The organism is Oscillatoria salina IIICB1 (assembly GCF_020144665.1).
In the GTDB taxonomy this organism is placed as follows: Bacteria; Cyanobacteriota; Cyanobacteriia; order Cyanobacteriales; family SIO1D9; genus IIICB1.
The window spans coordinates 1-15,115 of sequence record NZ_JAAHBQ010000033.1; the positions used below are offsets into that span (position 1 = coordinate 1).

Below are 15,115 nucleotides of genomic sequence, written 5' to 3' on the forward strand. Positions count from 1 at the left end.
ACTAGATTTCTAGGTTTTATCTTCAGCGAAGGTTGACTCTGAAAATAGATAGCAGCAAGAATAAATCCTCACAAGAAACCGATAAAAAATGTCCAGCCATGAGAAGGGTAGAGAGAACAAATTAAACGACGACTGCTACTATAAACTTGAATTGACTATCCTTCAGCCAAATCTTCTTGAAATTTCTGCATGGCTTTAATCTCTTGTTATGGTGTAGTAATAGCAAATAAAAAACCTAGCTATTTCACCTGAAGAGATAAACATCATCAAAAGGCTAATTAGGGATTGCAATAGTTACAGTAAGTGGGATCGGCAAATTCAACTTGATTGGGAAAGGAGCGGGTTTCTTGAAAGTTACATTTTTGACATTGATAGAGATCGGATTTAATTAAAGACGTTGGTAAATTGCACATAGCACAGCGCAATCCGGGTTTGCGCTCGATGACATCAAATCCAGGACAATAACAATTAGGGCAAGTTTGCTGGATTTTATCAATGAGATTTTCCGTAGCTTTAGCTATGACTTGCATCCGGGTAGGGTTATACATTGCGCGCATATCGGTTTCGAGATGGGCGCGTTTTTCCGGTGAGGATTTTAGGATAGTAGTTACGGCATGAATTAAGTCGGCTTCAGTGACAATTCCTTTAAAAATTTGCTCATTCTTTTTTGGTTCAGGGCTTGACATTAAGACTAAACCATGATCGGGAAAGCCAACTTGGGCGGCAAAATCGAAGGCATCGGCGACGCTGTAAACCCAGGTGTGATTGTAATTCGTTTCCAGAGAAACTTCAACGCCGACAATTTCGAGTTGATGGGCTCGATCGAGTAATAAAACCAGTTCGCGATCGCGCGACACATAAGGCAGATTGGGATCGGGGAAAAAACTCCCCTCACTGGCAACTGCTAAGGATTCTCCCGTCACTTCTAGCACTTTTTGTGCCTTTAATCGGGCTGCCTCTAATTGCGTCCCTAAGCGTTTAATCTCGCGCGTAAAAGTACCAAAGCGATCGGTATTAAATCCTTGAGGAACAACGACTTGCATCTCCAACTGCTTTTCCAGTAGCGCAGCGATCGCCTGTTCCTTTTTGTGCATAGTTGCTAAAAGACAAACTCGATTAGAAAACCACGGTTTTGCTTGATTCATAATCTCCCCAATTAAGGTTTTCCGAAAATAAAGATGTCTTGAGCGAACTCGTTCTCTGCTATAGTTGCTTTCTCTAGAGAAGCTCAAAAACATTGAGGATGAATTCCGCCTTGGCGACAAATAAAGTCAATTTGTTGAGCATCTAAGTTTTTCACTTGAGCAAAATTGACACCTTCAATTTTAGCGACGGAGTCAGCTATTGGTGCTGCTTGTAAAAATTGCTCGGAGTTAGTTTCTCTACGTGCGAAAAAGCGGACTCCTTGGAAATTAGCTCCTGCTAAGTTAGCTCCACGCAAATCGGTGGCGCTAAGATTGGCATAACGTAGGCTGGTATTTTCTAACTGAGCGTTACTGAGATTGGCACCTTTGAGCGTCGCGAAACTAAAATCTGCTTGTTTAAGATGAGCATGATTAAAATTGGCAGCAGTTAGGTTTGCTCCTTGCCAGTTAGTTGCAGTTAAATTAGCATAATCAAATTGGCTGTCAACGGCGCTGACTTGTCCGAAACGTGCTTGTTGGAGATCGGCGTAAGAAAAATTAGTTTCTTCTAAATCTGCGCCTGTGAAACTAGCATTTTCTAAGATAGCTTGGCGGAAATTGGCACCCAGGAGAGAGGCGCTGCTAAAGTTAGTGGCGATCGCGCGCGCGCTGCTTAAATTTGCTCGTCTTAAATTGGCTCTGAGTAAGCTGCTACGATTGAGCAAAACGTTTCTTAAGTCTGCACCAGCAAGATTTGCTCTGGTTAAGTCTGCACCGCTAAAGTCAGTTAATTCGTCGTCAAAGGTTCCCCAGCGTTTGTCTTCTCCTGTGCCATAGAAGCGGCTTTCTTGAAAACTAGCATAAGTTAAATTTGCGCCTCGGAAGTTAATGCCGGAAAGGTCGGTTTTGTCTAAAATTAAACTGAATTTGGCTTCGCCGAGGGTAAGCGCACCCAAATGAGTATTGCTCAAATTTGCTTCTGTACTTACTTGATTATCGAGGGCTAAAATTTTGGCGATCGCTCTTTGGGTGGCTACCAGTCTTAAAGCTGTGGTTTCTTGTTCGGTTTCTGTACCCTGCTGTTGCAATACTTCTAAGTCTTTGTCTAAGGATTGATTTAAACGTTGCAAGGAAGGTAAGGCAGATTTCCCGATACTGACTAAAGCCTGCTGAATAGTTTCAATCAAAAAGGGGTTGTCTTCTTGGGCAAGTAAGTCTACTAATAAAGGAGCTGCACGGGAGTCTTCTAGTCTGGCGAGTGCTAAAATTGCTCCCTGGCGTTTGTCGGTTTCGTAGCTAGGGGTAGAACTTAATTGTCTGACTAAGGCGAGAAATAATTTGTCTTTTTGTTCGTTAAACTCGCGTTGATTGGCTTGAGTTTGAATGTAAATTTGTGTCCCGACAAAGGTTCCTAAGACGGAAGCCATTGCACTCAGGGCGACGATTAATAAGGTAGTTCCTGGGTGTTGGCGCATCCACCGCCACAAGTGCAGTTTCGGTGTTTCGCCTTCGGTGGTAGTTAAAACAATTGTGGTGACTTTTTCTTGAGGAGGTGAAGCGGTTTCTGCTTCTTCGTCAAAGTTTTCTTCCTCGGTATCGGTATCGGAATTAGTTTGATTGGTTTGGACTTCGACGACGGTAATGGGGCGGCTGTTATGAGGAAATTTGGACTTTCGCTGTTTGGCAAAACCAGGTACTTTCCCAAAAGCATCGATAACTAAAGTTCCCGCGAGGCGATCGTGCAAACTACGCAGTTGAGAGCTAAATAAGAGTGTTGCTGTTTCAGTGACGACGAAAATTCCGCTTAATCCGAGTAAAATTCCCAGGTTGGGAAATACTCCTGCATATCGCCAAATTAGATAGGCTATTCCTACCGGTAATCCCCAACGCCCGACAATTTCGCGAAATCCTGCCCTAAGTAATCCAGGAGAAGTACCTTGAATTGTGACTACACGGATGTTTAACCAATTTTTTGGTGTAGTTTGACCTGTTTTTCCTAATAGGTAAAGTTGCCAGGTAACGATCGCCGCCGGGGAAATTAGCGCTCCCCACCAAAACAAATTCGTTAAAGGAGGCACTTGTTGCTGATTTTCCGGGCGACGGGGTAAAGCGAGAGTTTTGGCGATCGCTTCTTCGACGGTGGCTAATACTGGATTCAGGGGAACTAACTCTGATGGCGATCCTGACTGAACGTATAAACCCACTCCATAAGGCACTAAGCCACTAGCGATCGCTAACGATACTTCTACTACTCCTGCTACACAGCGACGCAGCAGTAGCGAAGCAATTTGCAAACGCGGCGACGAACGATAATTTTGACTTTTTTCGGGTTTTATGGTATTGCTAGCCATACTGACTCAGATACGCCGCGATCGGGTTTTGACTTTATTCTGGAGATTGAGGAGCGATAAAGAACTTGTAGAGAAGGTAGAGCACGACTCCTAAAATAGCAAGACTGATTAAAGAAGCCACAAGTTGCAAAACAGTTCTCAGCAGAGAAAAACCAACGATAGCAGCAACTGCGACTACAGCTACTTTACCAGCAGTAGGCAGACTGTTAAACCAGTTTCGCAATTCAGCGATAAATCCACTCAAGTCAGGAGACGTTTCGCTATGATGCTGTAAAGGTTTTCCTGGTTCGGGATTGTAACTTTGTCGAGAAGAGTAATCTCGATTAACTTCTTTTTCTAGTTCTTGGAGTTTGCGTTGCCAATCTTGATTGTCTTGACTATTCATATTCTGCGTAAAATATTAAAAACAACTTTAGTGCGATCTTAGCGAGTTCAGTTGGTTAATTGCGTCAAGGATAGCGGAAAAAATAAGTTAAGTATAATTCATCAACTGACGAGGACAGTTGCATAAGAGTAACATACTCGATCTTAATTCGGGTGACAATTTGAGAAACTAGACTTGTAGATAGGATACCTGAGTGCGAGGTAAAAAGATGGAAAAACTAGCTAGACACTCGCTTCAGCAAATATTGGTTCCGGTAGCTGTCGTAACTGTATTACTGGTTGCGGGTACAACTTCAGGAAAAGCTCAACCAACAATTCAACTCAGAAACCAGTCGAACTTTACACCAATTAGTAGCCCCGGTCAATCGGGAGGATCGGTAGACAGCAAAAACTGCGGTTTTGTTGCCCGATCGCCAAATCAAGTTTTGAACGTCACCGAACGCATTGACTACTTGCGTGTAAGAGTAGAAGCCACCGGGGGGGAACCTACGTTATTAGTAGATGGTCCTGACGGTCGCTTTTGCGTTTTAGCAGATGAAATTTCTGGAGATTCTCCAGAGATTTCGGGAGTTTGGCTTCCAGGGAGATACTCGGTTTACGTTGGCGATCGCTCTGGTTCTCGATATGATTATACTCTCTACGTCTCGCAACAAAGTAACGACTAAGCACAGCAAAATTAATCTTCTAATTGTCTCGGTGCTACTTCTACCGCTTCGACATCAATTGTCCCTGGTGGAGTTAGACGCAGAAATTGACCTTGTTCTACTTTTAGCGCCTCGCCGCAGTTTGGGCAACGGCACTGAGTACGATTAAAACCAGTAAATTCGTAGTTACAAACCGGACATTGGTCTTCTACCAAATTACGCTTGACCCAAAAGCTAAAACCGTACCAAGCGATCGCCGGTGTAATTAAGAGCAATGCCACTACAATTAGAAAACCATTGACTACCCAGCCTAAACCTACTGAACCCAACAGTAAACCGATCAGCAAGATAGTCAGCCAACAACCTAAACCTGGTACATTAATCTGAAATAACTTTGTCAAATCTTGATTCACCCACAGCCTCCTCAATAAATCGCGCTTATTTCCATCGTAATTCAGATTTGAGGAAAAGCCTTTCCGGCGCGATCGCTACACTTGTGGGGACTATTTTCAACTTTGTTCCTTCTCCAGCAAATCTTGTAGCCGTTTTTGTAAAGCTTCTTTACCAAACTTGGCTAAAGTTTGTTCTCGCAACCACTCACCGTCACAACGTCGATCTTTACCTTTTAAGATTTCAATTGTCGCCGCAGCTACCGCTTCAGCGTCTCGGTGAGGAACCCGCCAACCTAAACATCCATTTTGCAAAGGATCTGCCGAACCGTCAGCATCGCCAGACAGTACTGGTTTACCACAAGCCATTGCTTCGAGATAAACAATCCCAAATCCTTCTTGGGAAGGCATAATATAAGCATCAGCAACTCGATAATGGGCGACTAACTCTTCTTTAGGGACAAAACCAGCAAAGACAACTTTTTCGGCTACATCTAAGTCTCGAGCTAACTGGGCTAAACGAGGTCGATCGTCACCGCGTCCGATCGCTAAATATTTTACTTCGGGAAAGACTGCTAAAATCTTTGGTAAAGCACGAATCGTGACATCTACTCCTTTATAAATATCTCCCGACCATAATCTCGCTACGGTCATTAAAACTTTGGCATCAGCCAAGTTATATTTAGCAATTAAGTTATACGGTTTTTCTCCGGGAGTAAATTTATTTCCATCAACCACACAAGGTAGCATCCGTACTTTTTGGGGATTAATTTTATTAGCCGCACAAAGACGATCTTGACTATAGCGGCTAATAGTCCAAATTGCTGCTGCTTGTGCTAATGCTTGTTGCTTTTTTGGCGATAAAGGTTCCCAAACTTCTTTTCCGTAAGTTAATACTGTGTAAGGAATACCTAACGGTTGACAAAGTTTTTGTACTAAAGACGCTAAATTAATATGACCGCAGTAAACATGAGCTGGACGCTGAGTAAGCAAACAATTTAGCAGTGCGATCGCGAGGCGCAAGCGACCTAACCAAGGTGGTAAAGTTTTCAAATAATGAAATTTAAAATTTTCGCTCTCGAAGTAATTTTCAGCTCCATGTTCGTCTCGTAATAAAAATACCTCAGCAGTATAGTTATCTTCTGGGTTATTAACTTCTGCTTTAGATATCAAGACTCTATATGCCTCAAAGATGTCTTTAATATAAGACTGAATCCCACCTTCCTGAGAAAAAATTTCGAGAAAGACAAAGACGCGCTTAGTTACCTTATCCAAAATATACACGCTCCTCTTTCGGATTTACGGAGTTTAAAAGTTTTTTGCTTGCAAATACTCTAAGTCTTTTTTAACCATTTTTTCGATTAAAGCTTCAAAGCTGACTTGCGGTTCCCAACCAAGATTAGTTTTTGCTTTCGTGGGATCTGCTACCAGTTGAAAATGTTCGTCTGGTCGAAAAAACTTAGGATTCACCTGTACATATTGTTCCCAATTTAGGTCTACACATTCAAAAGCCGTGGCAACTAATTCTCGGACTGCGTGTAATTTCCCCGTACCGATGACATAATCTTCTGGTTCGTCTGCTTGCAACATTCGCCACATGGCTTCGACATGATCGCCCGCGTAGCCCCAATCTCTTTTTGCATCCAGATTGCCCATTTCTAGGCGATCGCTTAAACCCAATTTAATTTTGGCGGCGGTTAAGGTAACTTTGCGGGTAACAAACGAAGGCGGACGACGAGGTGATTCGTGATTGTATAAAATCCCGCTACAGGCAAATAAATTGTAGCGAGATCGGTGATGTACCATTGTCCAATGAGCGTGTAGTTTGGCGGCGGCGTAGGGATTTTTGGGGCGAAAAGGTGTATTTTCGTCTTGGGGATCTCGATCGACATTGCCGAACATTTCTGAACTACTAGCTTGATAAAATCTGGTCGGAATACCTACTTCTCGTACTGCGTCTAGTAAGCGTGTGGCTGTACCTGTGACTAAATCTAAGGTTCCGAGGGGATCTTTCCAAGAATCCGGGACAAAACTGGGTGCGGCTAGGTTATAAATTTCATCAGGATGCAGTTGCGCGACGACTTGCAATAAAGCTTTGCTGTCGGTGAGTTCCACCGGACAAACTTTAATTTGGTTAGCAAGTTCGCCAAGTTTAGCGACACTAGCTTGACGTTGTGGCGGAATTAGCCCAGCAACTTGATAACCTTTTTCTCGGAGCAATTTGCTGAGATAATAACCATCTTGACCAGTAATACCTGTAATTAGCGCTGTTTTTGCCATCTTGAAAAGCGGGGGAAGTTAGTTCTCATCTGTTTTAACTTAAACTAACCTAATCAGACAAAAATTAGCGCCTGCGATCGCTGGTTTTGGTAATACCGCAGCACTACTTCAAAACTAGCTTCGCAGGCGTTTTTGCGACTATGTACGGATTTTTTTAGAACAAACCAAGGGTGAAGGATTTGTCAATGGGCATAGTAGCACCAATTCCTAACCAAATTGTGACCAGAGTACCAAACATGAAGACTGTGGTTGCTACTGGACGACGGAAGGGGTTTTGAAATTTGTTGACGTTTTCGATAAAGGGAACCAACATTAAACCTAAAGGAATAGCTGCTTGAGAAGCAATTCCTAAAAGTTTATTGGGAACTACGCGCAGAATTTGGAATACTGGATACAAGTACCATTCGGGTAAAATTTCTAATGGCGTGGCAAAGGGATCTGCGGGTTCGCCAATCATTGCTGGGTCGAGTACGGCTAAACCAACGCATAAAGCGATGGTTCCCATAATTACTACTGGGAAGACATAAAGTAGGTCGTTGGGCCAAGCAGGTTCGCCATAATAGTTATGACCCATACCTTTAGCCAGCTTGGCACGTAATTTAGGATCTGTTAGATCTGGCTTTTTTAGTGTGGACATTGTTGGTTTTTTCTCCTTTTTGCTCGGAATCAGCAGGCTTTTTCAGAATTTACAACGGACCAGAAATACCTTGTTTGCGAATCATGAGGAAGTGCAGCAACATGAATACTGCAATTAGCCAAGGCAAGACAAAGGTGTGTAAGCTGTAGAAACGAGTCAGTGTCGGCTGTCCGACGCTGGCGCTACCGCGTACAAGTTCTACTAATTGGTCGCCGACTACGGGAATTGCTGCTGGAATACCGGAAACGATTTTCACAGCCCAGTAACCAACTTGATCCCAAGGTAGTGAGTAACCAGTTACACCGAAGGAAACGGTGATTACTGCTAAGACTACGCCTGTTACCCAAGTTAACTCGCGAGGCTTTTTGAAACCGCCTGTGAGATAGACTCGGAAAACGTGCAGGATCATCATTAATACCATCATGCTTGCAGACCAGCGATGGACTGAACGAATTAACCAGCCAAAGTTAACTTCGGTCATGATGTATTGTACCGAGGAGAAAGCTTCGGTAACGGTTGGTCTGTAGTAGAAGGTCATTGCAAATCCAGTAGCGAACTGGATTAGGAAGCAAGTTAAGGTGATTCCTCCTAAGCAGTAAAAAATGTTAACGTGGGGCGGGACGTATTTGCTTGTGATATCTTCAGAAATCGCCTCGATCTCTAGACGTTCCTGAAACCACTGATAAGGTTTTGATTCGGTTACTTGCTTTGAAAACATGAGCAGGGGTCTGTGTTCCTTTATCCTCAATAGTTTTAGTATTCTGTGTTCCTACTAAGCGTTGTTTTACTCAACTGTCACTCACTTAGCTCCTTATACTACATTTGTAATATCAAGTGTGACACAAAATCATGATGAGTGATGTCACTCATTTTACCTTGACCCTTAGTAGGTTAGAAAATTTATAGACTGTAATTGTAGACTGTAATTATAGTCTGTAATTATCTTAACCTCAAGACAGAGCTAGCTAACTTCATAACTAGCTAACTTCATAACCAGCTATTCATCCAAAAGTACAGTTAGCTCTATTTATATTTTACAGGATTACAGTTTTATTTCTCTCGGTATTGTTTTTCTAGTTCGTAGCGCTGTAGTTGTAGTTGTAGGCGTTCGTTCTCTGATTTGTAACGTTCGACTTCTGTTTTGTAACGCCCGTTCTCTGTTTTTAATCGCTCGTTTTCAGTCTTTAAGGTGTCTATTTCATTCTGTTTACCTCGTAGGTCATTTAATGCACTTTGTAGCCCTTCCAGCTTGCTTTCTTGACCTTGGTAACGTAGGTAGGTGCTTTGATTCATTGCCACAGTGTGACCGAGGCTATTAGCGATCGCGAGGTGGTTTAATCCTGCTTGGTGCATTCTGATATTACAGGCGTGGCGTAATTTGTGGGCGGTGAAAGGAATGTTTTTTCGCCATAACCAATGAATAAACATACTGCTACATACTAGCCCGTTGCGCTTTCTCATAAATGGGTTTTCACAGTCTGGTAACACTTCGCTGAAGGGTTGATTGATTAAGTCGAAAGTCTCAAACCAATTCTTACCTTTAGGCATGAAGGGGAGAGCTAAACGTTTGCCGGTTTTACTTTTTTCAATTATCAGAATTCTTTCAGTGTTATTTGGGTCATTAATAGCAGGAATTAACTTGTCGTTACCTTGGTATTTAATCCGCTTTTGGGGGTTATCTTCTCCATCATCATTAATGACAATAAACTCAATGTACTTTTTTATGTAACTCTGGTGAGTGATAGTATAGCACTGTTAAGAGGTTATTTGGTCCCAAAACATGAAGCCAGAATTTCTGTTCCAAAAATTATTTTTGTTTTTTCACTGGAGGCGATCGCCGCTTGCGGCGCTGGGTTTAAGCCCACTCGCTACTCTTTTCCTCAGATTTGCTTTTGGTTGGAGGGCGATCGCGCCTTTAGCATAATAGCTAGTTGAGGTTGTCTTTGGTCTGTTTTTGCTTGTCTGTGAGCAATTTTTTTACCGCTCACTCGCAACTCGGACTGCTGACGCTTGTATTCCCCTCTACAAGAAATGTAACATAGCTTCTCAGCTTGATGTTCATTTTTTCTCGTTGGCTTGCTGCTTGGGTGAGTTGACTTATACTCCTCTGTGTGCATCTCTCAGCATTTGTTGCTGGATGACTCGGCTGAGAATTTTTTCCTGAAATTTATTTAACATTTAATTTAGTAAACATCTTGACCATAATTGTCTCATGGCAAAACGAGCTTTTTTCCTCTCTGTGGCGATCGCTATTTCTTTGATTTTCTCTTTTTTGCTTTGGTCGCCTAGTGCGGCTGCTTATAGCGAAAATCAAAGAATTTTACTACAATCTTGGCGAATTGTCAATCAAGCATATTTAGATGAAACATTTAACCATCAAAATTGGTGGTTTGTACGCCAAAATTATCTGAAAAAACCGCTTAAAAAACGTGAAGATACTTATAGCGCGATTGAGGAAATGCTGGCAAGTTTGAACGATCCCTTTACTAGATTACTCAGACCAGAACAGTATCGTAGTTTACAAGTATCTACTTCGGGAGAATTGTCTGGTGTAGGTTTACAGATCGATATCGACCAAAAAACAGGAGAATTAGAAGTAGTAGCACCGATCGCAGGATCTCCGGCTGAGGAAGCGGGAATTGCACCACGAGATCGCATTCTGGCAATTGATGGTCTGAACACTGCTAATCTAACGTTAGATGAAGCAGCGTTGCGGATGCGCGGCGAAAGTGGCACAAAAGTTACTTTAACCGTACAATCGCCGGGAAAAGATAACTTACATGAAGTGGAAATTATCCGCGAGATCATCTCCCTCAATTCAGTTTACGCTAAACTTGACACTGAAAGTGGTACGGTTCCCATCGGTTACTTACGCCTGTCTCAGTTTAGCGCGAATTCGACCGCAGAAATGAAAGAGGCGATCGCGGATTTAGAAGCCAAGGGTGCCAAAGCTTATATTCTGGATTTACGCAGTAACCCAGGTGGTTTATTAACCGCCGGAATTGAAATTGCTCGCCTTTGGTTGAATAATGCTACAGTTGTTTATACTGTCAATCGTCAAGGAATGTTAGGCAGTTTTGATGCTTACGATGGCGCAATAACTGACGACCCCTTGATCGTTTTAGTTAATCAAGGAACAGCTAGCGCTAGTGAAATTTTAGCTGGTGCTTTACAAGATAACAAAAGAGCGCAACTTGTTGGCGAAAAAACTTTTGGTAAAGGTTTGATTCAATCTTTATTTGAATTACCCGATGGTTCCGGTTTAGCAGTTACAGTTGCTAAATACGAAACTCCTAAACACAAAGATATTCACAAACTTGGTATTAGTCCCGACTACAAAATTCATCAAGATCCCATTACCTTAAAACAAGCAACCACAGAACTAGATTTACAGTATCAAACCGCAGTTAAATTGTTAAATCCTCAATCAGTGGTAGCTGATGCGGCATAACAATTATCTTCCCTTTTTCCGGTAGAGGCAACCACAGGGGGATTGCCCCTACCGGAATTTTTTATTTTCCCTAGAGGCTAAATCCGTTTTCTCATATTTCTCTAGGACGCCACACAAGCAAAAAAAGCTCAGACTACCAGCCGGCAAGCCTTATAGCCTCTTACCCAAATTTGAGTGATTTATTTCTCTATGTAACAATTTAGCAATTTTGTTAATAAATGTTGAATTAACTTGTTGCCATTGCTAGATTGTGATAGTCAAGCAATCTCATTCGGGAAATATCCCTTGGAGGAACAACTATGACTATTACCTTAATTGCAGTATTGGCATTAGGCTGGCTTCTAGCTGCTACCCTAGGAACCTGGGCTTACTTTGCTAATGAACCATTTCCTTTGAATCGTTCAGGAGGTGAAACTGACGAAGGATAGGAAGAAGAACTAGGTAGTTCGAGAACTTAATTCAAGTGGCTGCGTTATTTAAGGGAGTTTGGCGCGGTCACTTGAACTATTTCTAGCTAATCCAATCTAGCGATCGCGAAAATACGCTTCTCAACTCGTGCAGTTTCACCATTTATCCTTGATTCATAGATTATCTCATGTTTGGGCAGATATTTCAAATTTTTTTGCTTTCAAGTCGCAAAATCTAGTCAAAGGCTGATGCTGTCTGCATAAAGTTGGATTTGGAGAGAAAAAAGTGTTGATTACTCCTTTTAAGAAAAAGGCAGAAAAATCGACTGATAGGGTTATGGGAAAAATTGCTGTTAAGAAAACGGTCATTAATCGAAACTGTCAACGACTGCGAGGAATGCAAAAATTAATATCTCCTAAATCGGCGGAAGAAATGAGAAATAAATTGGTCTTTATTGGCGCATAGATTAGCATATCGCCATCAGAAAATTTGGAGATTACCAAAGTAAAAAAACCTTTGACGATCGCCGATTTCTTAACTATTTATTTTCAACATTTCGGAAGATTTCAAACGATTCAACCAAGCTTTTAAATATTTCCGATTTGCTGCTTTTTCTTCGGGATTTTCAGTAGCTAAAGGATAGGGTGCTAATCCTTCTACGGCTGCGGTAGTAACGCAAAACATTGACTTTTGAAAGCTTTGACAAATTTGCACTAAGATGTCATCTTCGCCGCGCGTGGTTTGGCGATATAAGTTATGTAAATAATCTGGTAGATAACGACTCATATCGTGCATCAATAAGGTAGGAGGAATTCCTGCGCCACCAACTGGTAAAGGATCGGCGTATAATGCACCATAGGCAAAGTCACCTTGATCGACAGGAATTTGATATGCTTGGGCGTTATAAGAAACTGTACCAGGGAAAGGCGTTCCTCGGAAGAAAACGGCTTCTACATAAGGGACTGCGGTGTCGTTTAAGAAGGTTAAACCAGCCGATTTAGGGATGATATCATATTGCTGTCCGCGAATTTCTACTTGATAAGTAATCGGCTTATTTGCGGCGGCAACTAAGCCATTTTTAATATGTTCTACCACGTCAGGAATGGCTTTAATTTCGCCGCGATCGTAGCGATCTGATAAGTCAAGAAACATATCGCTCATGATTCGCCAAAATTGCCCTAATCCGCTATAATAAGCGAATTGCCTGATTTGTTCGGGGAGAAATTCAGGGAAAATTTTGTGTAGTGCGAGCATGAAAATATTATTTTTCAGTTTAGCTCGAATGGCTTTTTCTGCTCTTTGTTGAAATTCAGGTGTATCTAAGTATTCATCTAAGCCGCCGCCACCATGCCATAACATGGTTTTCATACAATATTCGGCGTATTCGTAATTTATGCGATCGTGCCACCAATGAATTAGTAATTTCTTAAAGCTGAAGTCACCATTAAAGTATTTGAAGAAGTTAAATAAGACTAAAAATTGTTTTTCGGCGATGTAAATTAAGTTGTTGGAATAAGCATCTAAAATTATGCCGTAACTTTTGAGGATTCCGACAACTTCGATTAAGTTTTGGGGGGTATCGTTTAACAGTGCTTGTCCGGATTCTAAGCGCTGAATATAGGCTTCAATAGGATTAGTATGTTGGTTATTTGTTTTCGTAATTATCATTAGTGTTTCAGTAAATTTGATTTAGTTTTTATATCCGTTAATTAAAGAAAGAAATTGGGAGATAACCACAGCCCACCTGAGAAAGAAAGGAATTTCACCAGCTAAAGCTAAGATGATTTGGAGTCCCCCCAGCCTACACATTTAAGGAAGGAGGGAATTTCACTAACTATAGCTAATTATCTCTCAGTTGATTGTTTCTCAGTAATCAAAGTTGAGTTGCTAATAATCACTGATTGTTGAGTAATAATTAGTGAATCGGTTTCAGCTTCGATCCAGCGTACCATTAAGTTTGGCTGTACTCCGAGGATAAAGATTAACACAGCTAAAACTACAGCCGGAATGCGATCGCCTAACTGAACTTTCGGCAGTTGTGCTAAAGTTTCTGGTAAGCGACCGAAAAAGACGCGGTTGATTACCAATAAGAAGTAAACCGCCGTTAAACCTGTCCCGACGATACAAAACAGAGTTTGAATGGGGAAAATCAGGAAACTACCGCGAAATACTAAAAATTCAGCGATAAAGCCAATCATTCCCGGAATTCCCGAGCTTGCCATTACACCCAATACCATTAAACTACCAATTACGGGTAAACCTCGTTCTGGATTGAGTAAACCACGCAGAGAGTTAACATCGCGGCTTCCAGTTTTCTTGGCTACGACACCGACGAGGAAAAATAGCAAAGCCGAAATTAAACCATGACTAATCATTTGACAAACGGCAGCAAGTAAGCTAAGACGAGTTGCAGCCGCAGCCGCTAGCAGAATATAAGCCATGTGCGCGATCGAAGAATAGGCTACCACTTTTTTCATGTCTTGTTGCGCGATCGCACAAGATGCACCATACAAAGCACTAATTGCGGCTAAAGTAGCTAACCAAGGTGCTAAAATTCGCCAAGCTTCTAGGGAAAATAAACCAAAACCAAATCTAATTAAGCCATAAGTTCCTAACTTTAACAACACCCCTGCTAATAATACCGAAATTGGTGTAGAAGCTTCAACGTGGGCATCTGGCAACCAAGTATGAAAGGGAAAGATGGGAATTTTAATTGCAAAACCTAAAAGCAACCCGGCTAGTAAAATTAATTGCAAACTTATGGGTAATGCTGCACCTAACAAAGGTTGATAGTCAAAAGTTGTCGCACCAGTGAGATAAATTAATCCTAAAAACGAAGCGATGACTAAAACGCCGGAAATTAAAGTATAAATCAAAAATTTCATAGCGGCATAGCCTCGCCTTTCGCCACCCCAAATAGCAATTAAAAAGTAAAGGGGAATTAATTCTAACTCGTAAAAAAGGAAAAACAATAGTAAATCTTGAGCCAAAAAAGCTCCCGACGCACCACCACTTAAAATCAGCAACATAGCGAAGTAAAAGCGATGGCGCGGCAAAGAATCAGAACTAGTTAAAATGGCAATAACTGTCAGCAAACTGTTGAGAAACACTAAAGGTAATGATAGCCCATCGATACCGAGATGATAGTTAAAACCAATCGCTTCAATCCAAGGTAAATATTCATCAAACTGCATTCCTGCGTGACTGGGGTCAAACTGAGTTCCGAGAAAAATCGTCCAGACTAGGACTGTACCAGCAATAATTAAAGCTAGCGATCGCGAAAAACTCGCATCTTTATTTCCAGGGAAAAATCCAATTAAAGCTGCACCGAGAAATGGTACCCAGATTAAGGCACTGAGCATAATTTATTTCTTGCTCCTTAATTTAATTACTTGATTCTTTGTTAATTGCCCAAACAACCGATAACTTCCTAACTTTTTGGGTCGC

General features: G+C 41.7%; 16 protein-coding genes. 4 read left to right on the plus strand and 12 right to left on the minus strand.

Going from position 1 to position 15,115, the window contains the following annotated elements; all coding sequences use genetic code 11:
- Positions 1-278: 278 nt before the first annotated feature.
- The 3 genes from G3T18_RS11440 to G3T18_RS11450 form a co-directional block, all read right to left on the minus strand.
- On the minus strand, positions 279-1,145 hold the full coding sequence (locus G3T18_RS11440; protein WP_224410686.1) for a DUF6671 family protein: 867 nt from the start codon (positions 1,143-1,145) through the stop codon (positions 279-281).
- 83 nt (positions 1,146-1,228) lie between these two features.
- Positions 1,229-3,475 carry a pentapeptide repeat-containing protein gene (locus G3T18_RS11445; protein WP_224410687.1) on the minus strand — a complete coding sequence of 749 codons (2,247 nt, stop codon included), beginning with the start codon at positions 3,473-3,475 and terminating at the stop codon, positions 1,229-1,231.
- A gap of 34 nt (positions 3,476-3,509) precedes the next feature.
- The gene (locus G3T18_RS11450) at positions 3,510-3,860 is read right to left on the minus strand and encodes a hypothetical protein (RefSeq protein WP_224410688.1); all 351 of its coding nucleotides are present in this window, start codon (positions 3,858-3,860) and stop codon (positions 3,510-3,512) included.
- Between the two features lie 208 nt (positions 3,861-4,068).
- Between G3T18_RS11450 and G3T18_RS11455 the strand changes: the two genes are divergently transcribed.
- On the plus strand, positions 4,069-4,524 hold the full coding sequence (locus G3T18_RS11455; RefSeq protein WP_224410689.1) for a hypothetical protein: 456 nt from the start codon (positions 4,069-4,071) through the stop codon (positions 4,522-4,524).
- An 11-nt stretch (positions 4,525-4,535) separates the two neighbouring features.
- Here the strand turns inward: G3T18_RS11455 and G3T18_RS11460 are convergent, their stop codons facing one another.
- The 7 genes from G3T18_RS11460 to G3T18_RS11490 all read right to left on the minus strand — a co-directional run bounded on the left by G3T18_RS11460 (position 4,536) and on the right by G3T18_RS11490 (position 9,926).
- Positions 4,536-4,916 (minus strand): hypothetical protein, encoded by a 381-nt coding sequence (locus G3T18_RS11460; protein WP_224410690.1) that lies wholly within the window; start codon positions 4,914-4,916, stop codon positions 4,536-4,538.
- Between the two features lie 96 nt (positions 4,917-5,012).
- A complete protein-coding gene (locus G3T18_RS11465; RefSeq protein ID WP_224410691.1) occupies positions 5,013-6,167 on the minus strand; it encodes a glycosyltransferase family 4 protein in 1,155 nt (384 codons plus the stop codon).
- 33 nt (positions 6,168-6,200) lie between these two features.
- The gene (locus G3T18_RS11470) at positions 6,201-7,172 is read right to left on the minus strand and encodes a GDP-mannose 4,6-dehydratase (RefSeq protein WP_224410692.1); all 972 of its coding nucleotides are present in this window, start codon (positions 7,170-7,172) and stop codon (positions 6,201-6,203) included.
- A gap of 154 nt (positions 7,173-7,326) precedes the next feature.
- Positions 7,327-7,809, minus strand: a complete 483-nt coding sequence (gene petD / locus G3T18_RS11475; protein WP_224410693.1) for a cytochrome b6-f complex subunit IV — start codon at positions 7,807-7,809, stop codon at positions 7,327-7,329.
- A 49-nt stretch (positions 7,810-7,858) separates the two neighbouring features.
- Complete coding sequence (gene petB / locus G3T18_RS11480; RefSeq protein ID WP_224410694.1) at positions 7,859-8,527, minus strand: cytochrome b6; 669 nt, start codon at positions 8,525-8,527, stop codon at positions 7,859-7,861.
- Positions 8,528-8,859: 332 nt separating this feature from the next.
- Positions 8,860-9,357 carry a site-specific integrase gene (locus G3T18_RS11485; protein ID WP_224410695.1) on the minus strand — a complete coding sequence of 166 codons (498 nt, stop codon included), beginning with the start codon at positions 9,355-9,357 and terminating at the stop codon, positions 8,860-8,862.
- Between the two features lie 332 nt (positions 9,358-9,689).
- Positions 9,690-9,926: a hypothetical protein gene (locus G3T18_RS11490; protein WP_224410696.1), complete on the minus strand. Its 237-nt coding sequence runs from the start codon at positions 9,924-9,926 to the stop codon at positions 9,690-9,692.
- Positions 9,927-10,021: 95 nt separating this feature from the next.
- Between G3T18_RS11490 and ctpA the strand changes: the two genes are divergently transcribed.
- From ctpA to G3T18_RS25935, 3 genes are all read left to right on the plus strand, one after another.
- The gene (gene ctpA, locus G3T18_RS11495; protein WP_224410697.1) at positions 10,022-11,260 is read left to right on the plus strand and encodes a carboxyl-terminal processing protease CtpA; all 1,239 of its coding nucleotides are present in this window, start codon (positions 10,022-10,024) and stop codon (positions 11,258-11,260) included.
- A gap of 299 nt (positions 11,261-11,559) precedes the next feature.
- The gene (locus G3T18_RS25535) at positions 11,560-11,688 is read left to right on the plus strand and encodes a hypothetical protein (RefSeq protein WP_263480366.1); all 129 of its coding nucleotides are present in this window, start codon (positions 11,560-11,562) and stop codon (positions 11,686-11,688) included.
- Between the two features lie 265 nt (positions 11,689-11,953).
- Entirely contained in the window at positions 11,954-12,133 is a 180-nt protein-coding gene (locus G3T18_RS25935) for a hypothetical protein (protein WP_263480367.1), read from the plus strand.
- A 69-nt stretch (positions 12,134-12,202) separates the two neighbouring features.
- Here the strand turns inward: G3T18_RS25935 and G3T18_RS11505 are convergent, their stop codons facing one another.
- Positions 12,203-13,336, minus strand: a complete 1,134-nt coding sequence (locus G3T18_RS11505; RefSeq protein WP_224410698.1) for a CO2 hydration protein — start codon at positions 13,334-13,336, stop codon at positions 12,203-12,205.
- A 176-nt stretch (positions 13,337-13,512) separates the two neighbouring features.
- Positions 13,513-15,030, minus strand: a complete 1,518-nt coding sequence (locus tag G3T18_RS11510) for an NADH-quinone oxidoreductase subunit M (RefSeq protein WP_224410699.1) — start codon at positions 15,028-15,030, stop codon at positions 13,513-13,515.
- Positions 15,031-15,115: the final 85 nt, after the last annotated feature.

Bases quoted from the DNA above. Each gene is read 5' to 3' on its own strand.
- G3T18_RS25535 (WP_263480366.1), top strand. From the start codon at position 11,560: ATGACTATTACCTTAATTGCAGTATTGGCATTAGGCTGGCTTCTAGCT.
- G3T18_RS11440 (WP_224410686.1), bottom strand. From the start codon at position 1,145: ATGAATCAAGCAAAACCGTGGTTTTCTAATCGAGTTTGTCTTTTAGCA.
- petB (WP_224410694.1), bottom strand. From the start codon at position 8,527: ATGTTTTCAAAGCAAGTAACCGAATCAAAACCTTATCAGTGGTTTCAG.
- G3T18_RS11455 (WP_224410689.1), top strand. From the start codon at position 4,069: ATGGAAAAACTAGCTAGACACTCGCTTCAGCAAATATTGGTTCCGGTA.
- G3T18_RS11510 (WP_224410699.1), bottom strand. From the start codon at position 15,030: ATGCTCAGTGCCTTAATCTGGGTACCATTTCTCGGTGCAGCTTTAATT.
- G3T18_RS11485 (WP_224410695.1), bottom strand. From the start codon at position 9,357: ATGCCTAAAGGTAAGAATTGGTTTGAGACTTTCGACTTAATCAATCAA.
- G3T18_RS11470 (WP_224410692.1), bottom strand. From the start codon at position 7,172: ATGGCAAAAACAGCGCTAATTACAGGTATTACTGGTCAAGATGGTTAT.
- G3T18_RS11490 (WP_224410696.1), bottom strand. From the start codon at position 9,926: ATGCACACAGAGGAGTATAAGTCAACTCACCCAAGCAGCAAGCCAACG.
- G3T18_RS11505 (WP_224410698.1), bottom strand. From the start codon at position 13,336: ATGATAATTACGAAAACAAATAACCAACATACTAATCCTATTGAAGCC.
- G3T18_RS11450 (WP_224410688.1), bottom strand. From the start codon at position 3,860: ATGAATAGTCAAGACAATCAAGATTGGCAACGCAAACTCCAAGAACTA.
- petD (WP_224410693.1), bottom strand. From the start codon at position 7,809: ATGTCCACACTAAAAAAGCCAGATCTAACAGATCCTAAATTACGTGCC.
- ctpA (WP_224410697.1), top strand. From the start codon at position 10,022: ATGGCAAAACGAGCTTTTTTCCTCTCTGTGGCGATCGCTATTTCTTTG.
- G3T18_RS11445 (WP_224410687.1), bottom strand. From the start codon at position 3,475: ATGGCTAGCAATACCATAAAACCCGAAAAAAGTCAAAATTATCGTTCG.